General features: G+C 70.4%; 18 protein-coding genes. 8 read left to right on the forward strand and 10 right to left on the reverse strand.

Going from position 1 to position 14,234, the window contains the following annotated elements:
* Positions 1 to 2,080, reverse strand: a 2,080-nt coding sequence (locus tag VJS38_RS08035; protein WP_324087630.1) for a Localization factor PodJS, incomplete at its 3' end; no start/stop codon positions are given.
* Between the two features lie 165 nt (positions 2,081 to 2,245).
* Between VJS38_RS08035 and VJS38_RS08040 the strand changes: the two genes are divergently transcribed.
* Positions 2,246 to 2,449, forward strand: a complete 204-nt coding sequence (locus VJS38_RS08040) for a hypothetical protein (protein ID WP_324087631.1) — start codon at positions 2,246 to 2,248, stop codon at positions 2,447 to 2,449.
* Between the two features lie 175 nt (positions 2,450 to 2,624).
* Here the strand turns inward: VJS38_RS08040 and VJS38_RS08045 are convergent, their stop codons facing one another.
* Positions 2,625 to 4,298, reverse strand: a complete 1,674-nt coding sequence (locus VJS38_RS08045) for a bifunctional lysylphosphatidylglycerol flippase/synthetase MprF (RefSeq protein WP_324087632.1) — start codon at positions 4,296 to 4,298, stop codon at positions 2,625 to 2,627.
* A 147-nt stretch (positions 4,299 to 4,445) separates the two neighbouring features.
* Here VJS38_RS08045 and VJS38_RS08050 point away from each other — a divergent pair, with 147 nt between their 5' ends.
* Both VJS38_RS08050 and VJS38_RS08055 read left to right on the forward strand, forming a co-directional pair.
* The gene (locus tag VJS38_RS08050; RefSeq protein WP_324087633.1) at positions 4,446 to 4,643 is read left to right on the forward strand and encodes a hypothetical protein; all 198 of its coding nucleotides are present in this window, start codon (positions 4,446 to 4,448) and stop codon (positions 4,641 to 4,643) included.
* Positions 4,644 to 4,654: 11 nt separating this feature from the next.
* Positions 4,655 to 4,933: a hypothetical protein gene (locus tag VJS38_RS08055; RefSeq protein WP_324087634.1), complete on the forward strand. Its 279-nt coding sequence runs from the start codon at positions 4,655 to 4,657 to the stop codon at positions 4,931 to 4,933.
* 10 nt (positions 4,934 to 4,943) lie between these two features.
* Here the strand turns inward: VJS38_RS08055 and VJS38_RS08060 are convergent, their stop codons facing one another.
* The 4 genes from VJS38_RS08060 to VJS38_RS08075 form a co-directional block, all read right to left on the reverse strand.
* The gene (locus tag VJS38_RS08060; protein ID WP_324087635.1) at positions 4,944 to 5,165 is read right to left on the reverse strand and encodes a hypothetical protein; all 222 of its coding nucleotides are present in this window, start codon (positions 5,163 to 5,165) and stop codon (positions 4,944 to 4,946) included.
* A 412-nt stretch (positions 5,166 to 5,577) separates the two neighbouring features.
* On the reverse strand, positions 5,578 to 6,024 hold the full coding sequence (locus VJS38_RS08065) for an NUDIX hydrolase (RefSeq protein WP_324087636.1): 447 nt from the start codon (positions 6,022 to 6,024) through the stop codon (positions 5,578 to 5,580).
* An 8-nt stretch (positions 6,025 to 6,032) separates the two neighbouring features.
* Complete coding sequence (locus VJS38_RS08070) at positions 6,033 to 7,049, reverse strand: anion permease (RefSeq protein WP_324087637.1); 1,017 nt, start codon at positions 7,047 to 7,049, stop codon at positions 6,033 to 6,035.
* A gap of 10 nt (positions 7,050 to 7,059) precedes the next feature.
* Positions 7,060 to 7,707 (reverse strand): DUF47 domain-containing protein, encoded by a 648-nt coding sequence (locus VJS38_RS08075; RefSeq protein ID WP_324087638.1) that lies wholly within the window; start codon positions 7,705 to 7,707, stop codon positions 7,060 to 7,062.
* A 118-nt stretch (positions 7,708 to 7,825) separates the two neighbouring features.
* Between VJS38_RS08075 and VJS38_RS08080 the strand changes: the two genes are divergently transcribed.
* Positions 7,826 to 8,131, forward strand: coding sequence for a hypothetical protein (locus VJS38_RS08080; RefSeq protein WP_324087639.1), 306 nt, complete (start codon positions 7,826 to 7,828; stop codon positions 8,129 to 8,131).
* A gap of 287 nt (positions 8,132 to 8,418) precedes the next feature.
* Entirely contained in the window at positions 8,419 to 9,111 is a 693-nt protein-coding gene (locus VJS38_RS08085; RefSeq protein ID WP_324087640.1) for a Crp/Fnr family transcriptional regulator, read from the forward strand.
* A gap of 1 nt (position 9,112) precedes the next feature.
* On the opposite strand, the gene VJS38_RS08090 is transcribed toward VJS38_RS08085, so the two are convergent.
* From VJS38_RS08090 to VJS38_RS08100, 3 genes are read right to left on the reverse strand one after another with little or no spacing between them, the layout of a single operon-like run.
* Positions 9,113 to 9,577: an NUDIX domain-containing protein gene (locus tag VJS38_RS08090; protein ID WP_324087641.1), complete on the reverse strand. Its 465-nt coding sequence runs from the start codon at positions 9,575 to 9,577 to the stop codon at positions 9,113 to 9,115.
* Positions 9,574 to 10,392 (reverse strand): LOG family protein, encoded by an 819-nt coding sequence (locus VJS38_RS08095; protein ID WP_324087642.1) that lies wholly within the window; start codon positions 10,390 to 10,392, stop codon positions 9,574 to 9,576. The genes VJS38_RS08090 and VJS38_RS08095 overlap by 4 nt, the downstream gene beginning before the upstream one ends.
* Before the next feature lie 53 nt (positions 10,393 to 10,445).
* The gene (locus VJS38_RS08100) at positions 10,446 to 12,107 is read right to left on the reverse strand and encodes an ATP-binding protein (RefSeq protein ID WP_324087643.1); all 1,662 of its coding nucleotides are present in this window, start codon (positions 12,105 to 12,107) and stop codon (positions 10,446 to 10,448) included.
* A 335-nt stretch (positions 12,108 to 12,442) separates the two neighbouring features.
* Between VJS38_RS08100 and VJS38_RS08105 the strand changes: the two genes are divergently transcribed.
* Both VJS38_RS08105 and VJS38_RS08110 read left to right on the forward strand, forming a co-directional pair.
* Complete coding sequence (locus VJS38_RS08105) at positions 12,443 to 13,084, forward strand: sugar transferase (RefSeq protein ID WP_324087644.1); 642 nt, start codon at positions 12,443 to 12,445, stop codon at positions 13,082 to 13,084.
* Positions 13,085 to 13,162: 78 nt separating this feature from the next.
* Positions 13,163 to 13,288, forward strand: a complete 126-nt coding sequence (locus tag VJS38_RS08110) for a hypothetical protein (protein WP_324087645.1) — start codon at positions 13,163 to 13,165, stop codon at positions 13,286 to 13,288.
* Position 13,289: 1 nt separating this feature from the next.
* On the opposite strand, the gene VJS38_RS08115 is transcribed toward VJS38_RS08110, so the two are convergent.
* The gene (locus VJS38_RS08115; RefSeq protein ID WP_324087646.1) at positions 13,290 to 13,568 is read right to left on the reverse strand and encodes a hypothetical protein; all 279 of its coding nucleotides are present in this window, start codon (positions 13,566 to 13,568) and stop codon (positions 13,290 to 13,292) included.
* A gap of 393 nt (positions 13,569 to 13,961) precedes the next feature.
* On the opposite strand from VJS38_RS08115, the gene VJS38_RS08120 reads away from it, so the two are divergent.
* Positions 13,962 to 14,234 (forward strand): hypothetical protein (locus tag VJS38_RS08120; protein WP_324087647.1); only part of this gene is annotated, 273 nt, incomplete at its 3' end.

A 14,234-nucleotide genomic window follows, 5' to 3' on the forward strand; every position in this document is an offset into this window, starting at 1 on the left:
TGAGGGCCTGCGGTGCGAACGTCTGCGGGCTGAGCGCCACCGCCGCGCGCGCGGGCTGCGGATCGGCCGGAGCCTCGGCCGCGGGCCGGTCCTGCGGCCCCTGCACCAGCACCACCCCGGCCGCACCGACGCTAAGGAAGGGCGCGCCGCCGGCCACCAGGATGGCGGTCTGCAGGGTCGAGCTCGGCGCGCGGCGCGGGCGCATGCCGAAGAGGCCGGCCCCGAATGGCGCGGGCTTGCCGGCCTTCCAGCTCGCCTTGGCCTTGACCGACATCCGCTCGGACCGGTCGGAGGGCGCTGCGGCGCGCGCCGCCGCCCTGGCCTCCTCGATCACCTCGCGCGTCGACAGCGCCGGCCGGACCTCGGCGTCGGCCGGCGGCTCGGGCTGGTCGAGGCCGAACAGGTCCTCCTCCGGCTCCGGGATCGGCGCGAAGGCGTCGCCGGCGTCGAAGCTGAACCGCGCCGGCGCGAAGGCCCGCGGCGCCGGCGGCATGGTGTCGGTAAGGTCGAGCTCGTCCTCGTCGGCGTCCTCCGCGCGGGAGAACAGTTCCGGTCCGAAGGCGGCGGCGGACGGGGCCGGCGGCGGCTCCGACGCGGCGGCGGGAACCTGCTGCTCCGCCGGCGCGGCCTGCGCCGCGAAGGCCGACGCCAGCGTCTCCGCCTCGGGCGCGAATGCGAGCGACGGCCGCTCGTCCAGGCGCTGTTCGAGCCGCTGCTCCAGCCGCGCGCCGGTCTCCTCGAGCAGCCGCGCCGTGCGCGTCTCGCTCTCGCGGATCCGCTCGCCGAGCTCCTGGGCGGCGCGTTCCTGGCTTTCGGCCATGCGCTCGGACACGCGCGCGACCTGCTGGCCGACGTCGTCGATGGCCTCGGCCGAGCGCCGCTCGGAGACCAGCAGCCGCTCGCTGAGGCGCTCGGTGATCTTGCCGAGTTCGGCGCTCAGCCGGTCCAGCGCCTCGGCCTGGGTCTGCTCGACGTGGCCGAGCCGCGTCTCCAGGCCGCCGGTGACTCGCGCCATCTCGGCGCCGATGTTGATGATCGCCTCGGCGTTGCGGTTCTCCGACGTCATGAGCCGGCGGTTCAGCGCATCGGCCATGCTCAGGACTTCGCGGCCCATCTGCTGGATGGCCTGGGCCGAGCGCTGCTCGGCGGCCTTCACCTCCGCGCTGAGCTCGACGAAGCGGCGGTCGACCCGCCCGTCGTCCACGGCGCGCAGCCGCTCCGACATCTGGACGCGTGCGGCCTCCACCTGCTCGCCCAGCGTCTGGGCCAGGGCCTCGAAGCGTCGCCCGTCCTGGCCCTGGGCGCCCTCGAGAGCGCCCAGCCGGCTGTCGAGGGCGGCGAAGGCGCGGCGCAAGGTTTCCAGCGCCTCGCCGGTATGGGCCTCGGCGGCGGCGAGCCGTTCGCCCAGCCGTTGGACCACCTCGTCCATGAAGGCGTCCGGATCGGGCAGGCGGACCTCGGCGCGGGCGAGCCGCGCTTCCAGCGCCGCCAGGCCCTCGCGGGTGCGCCCCTCGGCTTCGTAGAACTGGCCGGCCATTCGGCCGACGGACTGCTCGATGGCCCTCAGCGCCTCGGTGGAGCGCGGACCGGCCGCCTCGTTCTCGAGCCGGCGCAGGCGCTCGGCCAGCCGACCTTGTTCGCCGCCGACGTGGTCCATCACGCTCTCGAAGCGCGTCGCCACCGCCAGGCTCTCGCGTTCGGCGGCGTCGATCCGCGCCACCGCCTGGCGCACGGTGTGCTCGACGCCGGAGATCGCCAGGCCCGTGCGGGTCTCGGAAGCTTCCAGCCGGTCGGTGAGCCGATCGAGCGCGTGGGCTACGCGGGTCAGCTCGTCGCTGCGTGGCGCGGGCGCCTCGGCGACCAGGCGCGGCCGCGGGGGCGCCTCGATGAAGGCGCGCGGCGGTTCCGGCGCGGCGTAGGCCAGGGCCTCCGCCGGCTCCGGCTCGGCGCCGTCGTCCTCGAGGATGACACGGTTCAGCCACTCGCCAAGCGTCATGCCCGACCGGCGGGCATGGTCCTTCGCGACCTCGCGTGCCTTGGGATCTATCCCTTTGACGCTCCAGGGCGCGCCCGCCGTCATCGAATCGATCTCCCCCTGCCCGTGCAGGCTACGCACCGATCCGTTGGGGTGTAAACGCAACCTTAACACCACATCTAGGGGGAGCCCCTCTGTCCTGTGGATGTTCCGCGGCCGCGTCGGCGCGCCTGCTTCACCAGCGCCCCGCCCTGCGCTAGCGGGTCGCAGATGGGCCTGACCCTCACCCTCGAGCTAGCTGCGGCCTTTCTGGCGCTGGCGCTGTTCGCCGGCTGGCGCGGCGCCCGACCGCCCGACCCACGGCGCGGCCCCCGGCTCGTGCCCTGGCGCTTCCCGATGACCCTGGCCGCCTGCGGCGCCCTGATCCTGGCGGTCCACGTGGTCAACCTGCTCGGCGTGAGCACGGGGCGGTGAACTCTAGCGAGGCGCGAAGGCGCGTTCGCTATTCAACCACCAAGACCACAAGGACCGCCAAGCCTCCGGATCCGGGCCCAGCAGGCGTTCGGGAACAGGTCTTCTTGGCGCTCTTGGTGATCTTGGTGGTTAAGTCATCGGCGCTTCCGCGCCACGGCCCTGAGCCGCTCCTAAACTACTCGGCCGCCGCCTTCATCGCCCTCGGCTCCTCTCGCTTGGGACGCTTCGCGAGCCCCGCCATGCCGCCGGAGGACAGGAGCCCCGCGTCGGCCAGGAGCAGCGGAATGTTCCATTTGTGCGGGGCGGCGACGTAGCGGCTCTGCCAGAGCGGGTCGTACTTGTCCTTGTACCGACGCACGCCCTGGAAGTTGTAGATCTCCTCGCCGCGCTCGAAGAGCAGCTTGCCGACCCGCGACATGATCGGGGCCAGCGGCCGGTCGTCCAGGCCGGCGAGCGGCGCCATGCCGAACTCGAAGGCCTCGTAGCCCTGCGCCCGGCCCCAGGCGAGCAGCTCGACGAAGAGATAGTCCATGATGTTCTTCGGCGCCTCGTCGGAGTAGCGCATCAGGTCCATCGAGTAGGCGCTGCGCGCCGCGGTGGTCCAGATGTTGGCGAAGGCCACCGGGCGGCCGCGCCAGCGCACCACCGCCACCGGGAACTCGGTCACATAGCTCGGCCGGAACGAGCCCATCGAGAAGGCCTTCTCGCCGCCCGCATGGTGCTCCAGCCACTGGTCGGAGATGGTCTGCAGCTCCGGCAGCAACTGGATCAGCGCCTCGCCCTGCAGGATCTCGAAGGACGCCCCCTCCTCGGCCGCCTTGCGCCAGGCCCTGCGCAGGTTGCCCCGCTTGCGGCCCTCGATCGAGAAGGTCTCGAGCGGCACGGCGGCGGATTCGCCGACCTTCTGGATCGAGAAGCCGAGCTCGACCACGTCGGGCAGGTCCTCGGCCGACAGCGCATAGATCCCGGGCCGCGCGGCGTGGCTGTCGGCAAGCTCGCGGAACCGCCAGAGCAGCTCCAGCCGCTCGTCGCGCCGCCCGACCGGTCCGCCCAGGGCGATCCAGCTGCGGCCGCGCACGCCGAACATCAGGAAGCTCTCGCCGGAGTGCGAGAACAGGAAACGCTTGTCGCCCAGCAGCGCCAGGTTCGAGCCCGGCTCGGCGGCCTCGGCCTTGGCCAGGATGGCGCGCACGCGGGCGAACTTCGGGTCCGCCTCGCCGACCACCGGCGGCGTGGCCGCCGAGATGAAGAGCCGCCAGAGCCCGAAGGCGAAGAGCGCCAGCGCCGCGCCCGCCCAGGCGCGAATCGCCCGCGCCGCATCGGCGTCGGCCATCACCTTCCACCACGGCTGGTCGGCGTAGTCGGCATGCTGGAACGACCAGACGCCGAGCAGGCCCGCGCCCAGCACCGCGCAGGCGGCCGAGAACAGCCAGCCCGGGGTGACCTCCATGCGCGACAGCCGCGCGGTGCGCGGAAACGCGCCGTGGAAGGGCGCCAGCAGCACCGCCAGCGTGATCAGAGCCGTGGTCTCTTCCCAGTTGAAGCCCTTCAGCAACGCCAGCGGGGCTGCGATCAGGAGCGCCGCCATGGTCGCGCCCCAGGCCGCGTCCAACCGGGCGCGCAGCCCGAACGCCAGCAGCACCAGCACGAGCCCGACGACGCTGGAGGCGAAGTGGCTGACCTCGATCAGGAAGACCGGCGTGATCGCCAGGAGCCGCATGAACCGATAGGGCTCGGAGGGCGTCACGCCCGACGCCAGCAGCATCACGCCGGCCGCCAGCGTCAGGACCGCCGCAGTCAGGGGCGCGGCGGCGTAGAGCGCCGGCTTCAGATCTCTCCAGATGGGCATACGGCGCGGCGCCTCGCGTGGCAGGGAGGACGCTTATAGCTGATTTCGCCATTGCAACGCCCTCGCACGCGCATAGGGCCCAAGCTTGAGCCTCTGCGGCGTCGCGGGCAGGCGCGCCCACGCTGCGAATCCGCTAAGCTCGGCCCGATGAATTCCGTCAGCGACCTTGAGATCTACCAGCGCTTCGCCGCCATGGCCGAAGAGCTCGACGGCATGGCCAAGCGCGGGGGCAGCCTGATCGGCGGCACGGCGCTCAGCACCGCCTGCCGCACGCTTCGCGGCATGGCCGCGGCGATCTATGAGCACAGCCTGGCCGTGTCCGAAGAGGACGGGCTTCCGCAATAGAAGGCGTTCCGATGGGCGCGTCCACGTCCTTCCTGCAGGTGGCCACCGTCGGCAACGCCCTGCTGTGGCCGCTGGCGGCCGGCGCGGCGGTCGTGGTCTGGTCGAAGGTCCGCGCCGCCGCCCATGTCCGTCGAACCGCGGAGGCCGAGAACCGGATGCGGACCGCCTACCGCGCGCTCGAGGCCCGGCCCGTTCCGCCGAGGCTGGCCCGCGTCGTCGACACGCTGGATGAGGGCGAGGCGCCGGCCGCCCAGAGTCGGCCGGAACGCGAGACCTCCGCGGGCTCGTGAGGCCGCGGCCTCAACGCAACAGGACGCAGAGGCCCCAGATCAGCAGCGCCCACAGCGCCGCCGAGACCGCCATCGCCAGGAAGAGGCCCAGCCCGCGCGGCCAGCGCCCCTGAACCGCGGGTTCCGCCGTTTCCGGCCAGGGCGCCCGGGCGACCAGGATCGGCGCCCGGCGACGCGCCCGCGTCCCGTCAGGCGCGATGCGCCTTGAGGTTGTCGTTCCCGAATGGGCCATTCCCGTCTCCCGCCCACTGCAATCGCCGTCGGGAGGCGTGTGGCGCCTGAACCGCGAGCGACACGGTCACCACTGAAGATGGTGGCCGAATTATCAAACGTTATGAACACAGGAAAGGTTCAGGCAAAATCCGGAAAGGCGCGTCTCGATTTCGAGACCCCGCAAGACTCATGCGCAACATCTCCGGTAACCATACCGGATCGTGTTGGAGATATTGTTGGCGTTACTAGGCGTCCAGGGGAAATTCCCTTTCCCCTCTGTACGACGACTACTCGCACGGCCCTCAGCGGCAGGGATGGTCAATTGACAATCCCTGGAAAATCATCGCCTTGGCAATTCGACCCTAGCAACTCCCCCATGAGTTGTGAAGCCAAAAATAACGTCTCTATAGTTGCCGCGGCGATCGCCCGCGCTACGGCGCGAACGTGCGGATGATGGCCGCCAGCGCCGGCTCCTGCACCAGCTCGGCGGCCGAGGCGGGATCGGTCCACAGCTTCTCGCGCTGCCCGGCCTCGGGCCAGGACTCGCGCTCCCGCAGCACCTTGAGCGGATAGACCGCGACCCGCACCATCTGCAGCCGGCCGCTGCGCAGGCGCTTGTCGTAGTCGTAGACGCCAAGCTTCTTCTTGCCGATCTGGCCCTCGACGCCCGCCTCCTCGAAGGCCTCGCGGGCGGCGGCCTGGAACGACTTCAATCCCTTGATCGGCCACCCCTTGGGCGTCACCCAGCGGCGGGTCTCGCGCGAGGTGACCAGCAGCACCTCGACCTTCCCCTCCGCCGTCAGCCGCCAGGGCAGGGCGGCCGCCTGGAGGCGCGGCTCGCGATCGGGCTCGGCCGGCAGTTGACCGCTCTTGCCCATGGGCGGGATCAGCCTGCCGCCCGGTCCGCCACGCGGGCGAGACCGTAGAAGATGGCGCCCATGACGGCGGAGATCGGCATGGTGATCACCCAGGCCCAGACGATGCCGGTCGCCAGATTCCAGCGCACGGCCGAGACGCGCCGCGCCGCGCCCACCCCGACGATCGCGCCGGTGATGGTGTGCGTGGTGGAGACAGGAACACCGATATGGGTCGCGAGGAACAGGGTTATCGCTCCACCCGTCTCGGCGCAGAACCCCTGCTGCGGCGAGAGCCGGGTGATCTTGGAGCCCATGGTATTAACGATACGCCAACCGCCGGTCAGCGTTCCCAGCGCCATCGCGGCCTGGCAGCTCAGCACCACCCAGAGCGGGATGTGGAAGGCGCCGGTCAGCTTGCCGTGGGCGTAGAGGAGGACGGCGATGATCCCCATGGTCTTCTGCGCGTCGTTACCGCCGTGGCCAAGCGAATAGAGCGAGGCCGAGACGAACTGCAGCTTGCGGAAGACGCTGTCGGCCAGAAGCGGGGTGGCGAGCCGGAACGTCCAGGAGACGACCAGCACCAGCAACAGAGCCAAGGCGAAGCCCAGCGCCGGCGAGACGACGATGCCCGCCACGGTCTTGAGCACCCCGCCCCACACGATTGGATCCAAACCCGCCTTGGCCATGCCGGCGCCCAGCAGGCCGCCGATCAGGGCGTGGGACGAGGATGAGGGTATGCCCGCAAGCCAGGTCACCACGTTCCAGGTGATCGCGCCGCCGAGCGCGCCGAAGATCACCGCGTCGGAGACGATCGCCGGATGGATGATCCCCGCGCCCACGGTCTGGGCCACGTGCAGGCCGAAGAACAGAAAGGCGACAAAGTTGAAGAACGCCGCCCAGAAGACGGCGTACTTCGGCCGCAGAACCCGCGTCGAGACGATGGTCGCGATCGAGTTGGCGGCGTCGTGCAGGCCGTTCAGGAAGTCGAACAGCAGGGCGACGGCGACGAGGAAGACGAGCAGGGCGCCCGAGCCGGCGAGGTCCACGCGACAGACCTCAAAGATGCTCGATCAGCACGCCGCTGATCCGATTGGCGACGTCCTCGAAGCGGTCGACGACCTTCTCCAGGTGATCGTAGATCTCGGAGCCGACGATGAAGGCCATGGCGTCCGTACGCGCCGGCCCCCGGTAGAGCTCGACCATGCCCTTGTCGTAGAGGTCGTCGGAATCAGCCTCGAGCCGCCGCACCTCCTCGGTGATGGTGTTCAGGCGAACGGCGTTGTTGCGCATCTCCCGAAGCAGCGGAACCGCCTCGGCGGTGAGGTCCGAGCTCTTCACGATCACCTCGCCAAGGGTGGCCATGTGCGGCTCGAACCGGCGCTGCTCGAAGAGCGTGATCGCCTTGGCGGTCTTGTGCATCTGGTCGATCGCGTCGTCCATCGAACTGATCAGATCACTGATGTCCGACCGGTCGAACGGAGTGATGAAGGTGCGACGCACGGCCAGCAGCACCTCGCGCGCGATGTCGTCGGCCTCGGATTCGTGGCGGGCGATCTCGGCGCACAGGCCGGGCACCGCCTCGCCCCCTTCGACAAGCAGGTCGCGCAGCGCCCGCGCCCCGCCGCAGAGCGTCCGAGCGTGCGCTTCGAAGAGATCGAAGAACCGCTCCTCGCGCGGCATCATGGCCTGGAACCATCTCAGCATACTGACGAATTCCCCTCCCCTTCCCTTGCGGCAGAGCCCTAAGGCCGCGATCGACATCTGTAAACGGTCGAGCGCGCGCCGCTTTCCAACCGCCCCGCCGCCCGGCTACAGGACCGCCATGAGCGAGAGCGACGCCGTCAAGACCGCGCCGGCCGGCTGGGTGATCGGCGTGCTGCTGGCCGCCGACGGCCAGCCGATGCAGCGGCGCTACTACGCCGTGGGCCACGCCGACCGCGCCAAGGCCGAATGGACTGCGATCGACTGGGCGGTCCGCGCCGGCGAGGTGGCTTCAAGCCCGGTCGCCGGCGCCGAGCCGGTGGAAGCGCTGAAGGCCCTCACGCGGGCGCGGATGGGGACACTGGGCCTGGCGCCCGGCGAGGTGCGCGAGCTCGGCTGGCGATATCCGCGGCGCTGGCTGGGCTGACCCGCAGCCGCCGCCGCCCGCTTGTTTACGAACAGCAAATGCAGGCAGGCGCCGAACGTCATTCGCATAACGCGAGCTCACTATAGAAAACTCGCCTGCCCGACTTTCCCCTTGCACCGGCGCCCGCTCGCGGCTGTTCTCGTCCTTTTCTTAAGCTTGCAAATTTTTGCCGTTATTCGCCTGGCAATGTCGAGTTCTCGACAGTCTCTGCCAGGGCGCATCGATAACTTGAAACCGAAGCCGCAGGGCGACGTTTCCAATCCCCGATGCATAGGTCCCTACTCGCGTTGCAAAACCGACTGCTCGCATCCCTGCCTGCCGACGACTTCGCGCACCTTTCCCCTTACCTGACGACGGTGGAGCTCGAGCGCGGAAGGCTGCTTTACGATCCGGGGGACCGGATCGACATGGCCTATTTCCCGCACGACGGCGTGATCTCGCTGATGACGCTGATGGAAAGCGGCGCGGCGATCGAAAGCGCCACCATCGGGCGTGAGGGCGCGCTCGGCCTGCACGCGGCCGTCACGCCGCGCCAGTCGTTGTCGCGCGCCATCGTCCAGACGCCGGTGCGGGCGAGCCGCGTCAGCACCTCTCACCTGCACGAGGCCTGGCAAAAGAGCGCCCGCCTGCGCGAGCTGGTCGAGCGTCACGGCGAGGCCCTGTTCGGCCACGCCCTGCAGTCGGTGGGCTGCAACGCCCTGCATTCGGTGGAGGCGCGCTTCTGCCGCTGGCTGCTGACCTGCCACGACCGGATCTCCAGCGACACCATCGCGCTCACCCAGGAGTTCCTGGCCGACATGCTGGGGGTGCAGCGCACGACGGTGACGGCGGTGGCCCGCAGCCTTCAGGAGAAGGGGGCGATCCGTTACCGCCGCGGCGTGGTCGACATCATCGACCGCCACGGCCTGGAGCAGATCGCCTGCGAATGCTACGCCGCGATCCACCGCAACTACGCCCGCCTGCTGCCGGCAGGCGGGTGATTTACGATCCGATCCGCTCGAACGCCTCGGCCACCAAGGGCCGCTGGCCCCTGTGCGCCTTCGCCAGCGCCGTCTCGCGCGCGAAGTAGCCGGCCTGGTCCACCTCCGGAAAGGCCTGCGTCCGCCCGGACCTCGGCGGCCACTCGATCTCGAAAAGGTTGCTGCGCAGGTCCGAAAGGTCGAGGTCGGCTTCGGCCAGCCAGGCGTGCACGACCTTGCCGCCCGGCAGCTTGCGGGGCGAAAGCGCAGTCTGCGGCTCCGGGGCTGCGATCCCCAGCTCCTCGGCGAACTCCCGCCGCGCCGCCGCGGCCAGGTCCTCGCCCGCCGCCGCCAGCCCCTTGGGGATCGACCAGGCCGCCTCGTCCTTGCCGCGCCAGTAGGGGCCGCCGGGATGGACCAGCAGGATCTCCGGGCCGGCCGAAACGCGCCGCCAGACGGCGAGGCCGGCGCTGACCTGCTGGCTCATCCGCCCCTCACGCAGCTGTCGCGCACGTCCTGCGCCGCGCCCTCCACCGGCTCGCCGACCGACAGCCCGCCCTTCAGCAGCTCCGCCCAGGCGTCCTCGGGGCTGTCGGCGAAGCGGAACAGGCCAAGGTCCTGGCGCCCGATCATGCCCGCCTCGACCAACGCCTCGAAGTTGATGACCGAGCGCCAGTAGGCCTCGTCGAACAGCACGACCGGGATGCGCGGCGCCTTGTCGGTCTGCCGCAGGTTGAGGATCTCGAACAGCTCGTCGAGGGTGCCGAAGCCGCCGGGGAACACCACCAGCGCATTGGCGCGCATCGCCAAGTGCATCTTGCGCATGGCGAAGTAATGGAAGCGGAAGGTCAGCGCCGGCGTCGTATAGGGGTTGGGCTCCTCCTCGTGCGGCAGGGTGATGTTGAAGCCGATGTTCGGCGCGCCGACGTCGAAGGCCCCGCGGTTCGCCGCCTCCATCAGTCCCGGCCCGCCCCCGGTGGCGATGACGTTGTCCCGCGTCCCGCCGCCTTCCAGGAAGGCGCCGCCGCGTTCCGAGGCCAGCGCGCCGAACGCGCGGGCCGCCGCATACCAGGCCGCCTGGCGGCCGGGCCCGTGCTCGCGCACCCGGGCGCTGCCGAACACGACGATGGTCGAGCGTACGCCCCAGTCCCGGAGCGCCTCGTCGACCTTGGCGAACTCCAGCAGGAAGCGCACGCCCCGCATCGAGGGGCCGAGCAGGAAGTCCTCGTCGAGCGCCGCCAGGCGATAGGACGGCGAGGCGAGCTGGGCCGCGTGGGCGGCCCGGCGATCAGCGGAATTCATGGCGTCTCCGGAACGGGTGTCGCGGCTATCTTGCTCCCGCCACGCCAGTGCAGCTACCCCGCGGCGGCTTCGAGCCCAGCCGCGCCGTCGTCCGCGCTCGCCAGCCGGGCGATCGCCGACCACAGGGCCTCGGCCTCGAACGGCTTGCCGACCACCGCGTCCATGCCGACGGCGAGGTATTCCGCCACCTGGTGGGCCATGACGTTGGCCGACAGCGCGATGATCGGGGTGCGCGGCCGCCGCTCGCGGGCCTCCAGGGCGCGGATCTCGCGGGTGGCCGCGACGCCGTCGGTGACCGGCATCTGAATGTCCATCAGCATCAGGTCGAAGCGCCCGACCTTGAAGGCCTCCACCGCCTGGCGGCCGTCGCCGACCAAGGTCAGCTGGGCGCCCAGCGGCTCCAGGAGGGCCCGCAGGATCACCTGGTTGGTGGCGTTGTCCTCGGCCGCCAGGATGCGGATGCAGAGCGGCCCCGTCGCGTCCGGCGCGGCCTCCTCGGCCGCCTCGAGCTCGGGGATCGCGGCCGGCGTCACCGGCAGGCGCAGGCGGAAGACGCTGCCGACGCCGGGCGCGCTCTCGGCCGACAGCACCCCGCCCATCAGCTCGGCGAGCTCGCGCGACAGCGCCAGCCCAAGGCCGGTGCCGCCGAACCGCCGGTCGCTGGCGCTCTCCACCTGGGCGAACTTCTCGAACACCTCGGCTAGGCGCTCGGGCGGAATGCCGATGCCAGTGTCGGCGACGCGGAACTCCGCCTCGCCCTCGCCGACCAGCTCGGCGCTGACCGACACCCGGCCCTGGGCGGTGAACTTCACCGCATTGGAGACCAGGTTGGACAGCACCTGCTGCAGCCGCAGCGAATCGCCGCTCCACACCACCCCCTCCAGGTCGCCGAGGTTCAGCTCGAGCCGAAGCCCCTTGTCCTGCGCCAGGCTCTCAAAGGGCGCGCAGGCGGCCTGGGCGATGGCGGCCGGACGGTAGTCCGCCGCCTGCAGCGTCAGCTTGCCGGCCTCGATCTTAGCGAGGTCGAGGAGATCGTTGAGCAGTTCCAGGAGTTGCTGGCCGGACTGGCGGATCAGCCCCACCCGCGCCTGCTGCTCGGCGCCAAGCTGTTCGCGCGCCAACACCTGGGTCATGCCCAGGATGCCGTGCAGCGGGGTGCGGATCTCGTGGCTGACATTGGCCAGGAATTCGGACTTGGCGCGGTTGGCGGCCTCGGCGGCGGCGACGGCGCGGGCCAGCGTCAGGGTCTGTTCCTTCATGTCGGTGATGTCGACCCGCAAGCCGAGCGTGCCGCCGGCGGCGGTGCGGCGGTCCTCGACCAGGAGCCAGCGCCCGTCGGCCAGGCGCTGCTCGTGGCGCGCCCCGGTGGTCAGGAGCTGCCGCTCGCGCTCGGCCAGCCACTCGGCCTCTCGGCCGCGCGCATCCGGATAGTCGCCGCGCTCGACGCCGACCCGCAGCACGTCCACCAGCCTGCGCCCGACTTCGAAGAGGTCGGCCGAGCCGTGGTAGATCTCGGCGTAGGCCTGGTTCCAGAGGATGTAGCGTCCCTCTTCGTCCAGCAGGACGAGGCCCTCCGGAATCGCCTCGAGCACCGCCTCCAGCCGGCTCTCGGCCAGCGCGGCGCGCGCCCGCGCCTCGGCCAGCTCGCGCCGCGGCCCGAATCCCAGTTTGCGCCACAGGGCGTTCAGCCCGGCGTTCCACCTGCACGTCGTCAACGAATGACACCCGTTCTCACACCTGGGCGATCAGGCCGCCCCAGGCGGGTAAAGCCTTTCTTGACGTGGCCCCAGGCCAGCCGCGACAGGCCCCCGGTTGGCGGCGGGTGCTGATTTCCGCGGCCGTAAAGTCTTGATTTTAGGCGCCTCCCCGCGCGCCCCGCCCCCGAGCCGCGACCGCCGCGCCGTCGCCCCGCGCGTCTCGGCCACGGGCTGCGTCATGGCTGCGAAACACTACCTCGCCATGGTGAAGATGGTGGGTTAAGCGCGCGCGTGCTGGCGCCCTCCTTGCGTGCGTGGGAGGTGTCTTCCGGGGTTTTTCAACCATGAACCTGATGTCGTCTCATTTCGAGACACTCGCCGACGCGCCGACGCCAGCGGCTCCAGTCGGCCGAAGCATTCGCAAGCGCTGGCTCGACGTCGTCTTCGCTGCGCTGATATTGTTGATCCTCGCTCCACTCCTGGTGCTGGTCGCCGTCGCGATCAAGGTCGAGAGCGAGGGGCCCGTCTTCTTCCGCCAGCAACGCACGGGACTGGGCGGAAAGCCCTTCACGATCCTGAAGTTCCGCTCGATGCGCGTGCATCACGACCATCACGTGGTCCAGGCGAGCCGCCGCGACGCCCGAATCACCCGCGTCGGCGCGATTATCCGCGCGCTCAGCGTCGACGAGCTGCCGCAGCTCATCAACATCGTGCGGGGCGACATGTCGCTCGTCGGCCCGCGCCCCCACGCCCTGGCCCACGATCAGCGGTGGGACCCGCTGGTGCCGGACTATCGGCAGCGGTTCCGCGCCCGCCCGGGGCTGACCGGTCTCGCCCAGGTCAACGGCAACCGCGGTGAAGTCCACTCGGTCGACGACATCGCGGCAAGGGTCCGCGACGACAATGCTTACATCGACCGCTGGTCGCTGGCCCTCGACTTCAAGATCGCCATGGCCACCATTCCGCTGATCTTCGCCGATCCCAACGCCTATTGAGCTTGGCGATCGGCCTGCAGCGGCGGCGTCGGGAACTATCCGCTCCATCCTCCATTCCACGGACGGAGGAAGAAACCGATGGCGGCTCTGTCCTGGAGCAAAGACGCGCCGCGCCGCATCTCGCCAGGGATCGGCCTCTTGATCTCCGTCGGCGTGAGCCTCCTGCTCTGGGCGCTGATCGCGGCCCTGGCGCAGGTTCTCTGACTCAACGCCGCTGATCGTCGCGCGTCAGCGGCGCCAGCAGGTCGCCGTCCTCTTCCGCACGCGCATGGCATTCCCACCACGGCGGCCTGGGCGCCTTCGACAGCCGCTTGCACATTTCGACCCGCAGGCGCCAGTCCCGCGCGCCGGCCGCGGCCTCGGCCCGGTGCCCCGCGAGCGCCTGCAGGACGAAGGCCGCCGCGACGGCCAGGACGGTCAGCCAAAAGCCCCAGCTCGCAAGCGGCAGCCAGCGCGGCACGCCTTCCGGCCAATCTTTTTCCATCGGGCTTGCTCTGGCTCGCTCTCGCGCGGGGCGTCGTCAACGCGCCGGCTTCATAGCACCGAAATCCGACCGATCGACTAAAGGCGCCGCGATCGACCGCTCAGGCGTCCTGCGGAAAATAAGCCCCCGGCCCTGAGGGGACCGAGGGAAGTTCGTACATCGGGGGATGGTCAAGGGTCGCGGGCGTTCGCGACCCGTGCACTGTCAAATGATGGCAACCGTGACGCGAGCGCCGAAAAATCTTCACGCCGTTGTCAGGGACAAGGCGCGCCCTCGGCGACCCGTGACGCAGATCGTCCTTGTGACCGCCTCATGCGTTCGACTGTCGCACGCCAAGGCTTGCGGGTGCGACATCTCGCCCTCACTCTACCCAGGTGGGCGAAGGAGGGATTCATGGCTGCGGTGGCGCCGGCGCTTCTGAAGTTCGCGGACCGGAGCGCGCAGCGCCTGCGCCTTGGCGAGCAGCCGCTCGACGCCGACGATCTCGCGGCCGCCGCCGAGCGCCGGGCCGGACGACGGTTCCTGAGCCGGGAGTTCGAGCCGGGCCTCAGAATGCTGATCGAATCCTGCGAGCAGGAGGCCGCGCTCAGCATCTTCGGCCGGGTCAGCCTGCGCTGGGACATCCATCGCCTGCTCGGCAACGCGCTTCGGCTGGAGCTGGCGGAG

It is taken from the genome of Phenylobacterium sp., from assembly GCF_035276905.1.
Taxonomy (GTDB): domain Bacteria; phylum Pseudomonadota; class Alphaproteobacteria; order Caulobacterales; family Caulobacteraceae; genus Phenylobacterium.

Bases quoted from the DNA above. Each gene is read 5' to 3' on its own strand.
- VJS38_RS08040 (WP_324087631.1), top strand. From the start codon at position 2,246: ATGGGCCTGACCCTCACCCTCGAGCTAGCTGCGGCCTTTCTGGCGCTG.
- VJS38_RS08045 (WP_324087632.1), bottom strand. From the start codon at position 4,298: ATGCCCATCTGGAGAGATCTGAAGCCGGCGCTCTACGCCGCCGCGCCC.
- VJS38_RS08050 (WP_324087633.1), top strand. From the start codon at position 4,446: ATGAATTCCGTCAGCGACCTTGAGATCTACCAGCGCTTCGCCGCCATG.
- VJS38_RS08055 (WP_324087634.1), top strand. From the start codon at position 4,655: ATGGGCGCGTCCACGTCCTTCCTGCAGGTGGCCACCGTCGGCAACGCC.
- VJS38_RS08060 (WP_324087635.1), bottom strand. From the start codon at position 5,165: ATGGCCCATTCGGGAACGACAACCTCAAGGCGCATCGCGCCTGACGGG.
- VJS38_RS08065 (WP_324087636.1), bottom strand. From the start codon at position 6,024: ATGGGCAAGAGCGGTCAACTGCCGGCCGAGCCCGATCGCGAGCCGCGC.
- VJS38_RS08075 (WP_324087638.1), bottom strand. From the start codon at position 7,707: ATGCTGAGATGGTTCCAGGCCATGATGCCGCGCGAGGAGCGGTTCTTC.
- VJS38_RS08080 (WP_324087639.1), top strand. From the start codon at position 7,826: ATGAGCGAGAGCGACGCCGTCAAGACCGCGCCGGCCGGCTGGGTGATC.
- VJS38_RS08090 (WP_324087641.1), bottom strand. From the start codon at position 9,577: ATGAGCCAGCAGGTCAGCGCCGGCCTCGCCGTCTGGCGGCGCGTTTCG.
- VJS38_RS08095 (WP_324087642.1), bottom strand. From the start codon at position 10,392: ATGAATTCCGCTGATCGCCGGGCCGCCCACGCGGCCCAGCTCGCCTCG.
- VJS38_RS08105 (WP_324087644.1), top strand. From the start codon at position 12,443: ATGTCGTCTCATTTCGAGACACTCGCCGACGCGCCGACGCCAGCGGCT.
- VJS38_RS08110 (WP_324087645.1), top strand. From the start codon at position 13,163: ATGGCGGCTCTGTCCTGGAGCAAAGACGCGCCGCGCCGCATCTCGCCA.
- VJS38_RS08115 (WP_324087646.1), bottom strand. From the start codon at position 13,568: ATGGAAAAAGATTGGCCGGAAGGCGTGCCGCGCTGGCTGCCGCTTGCG.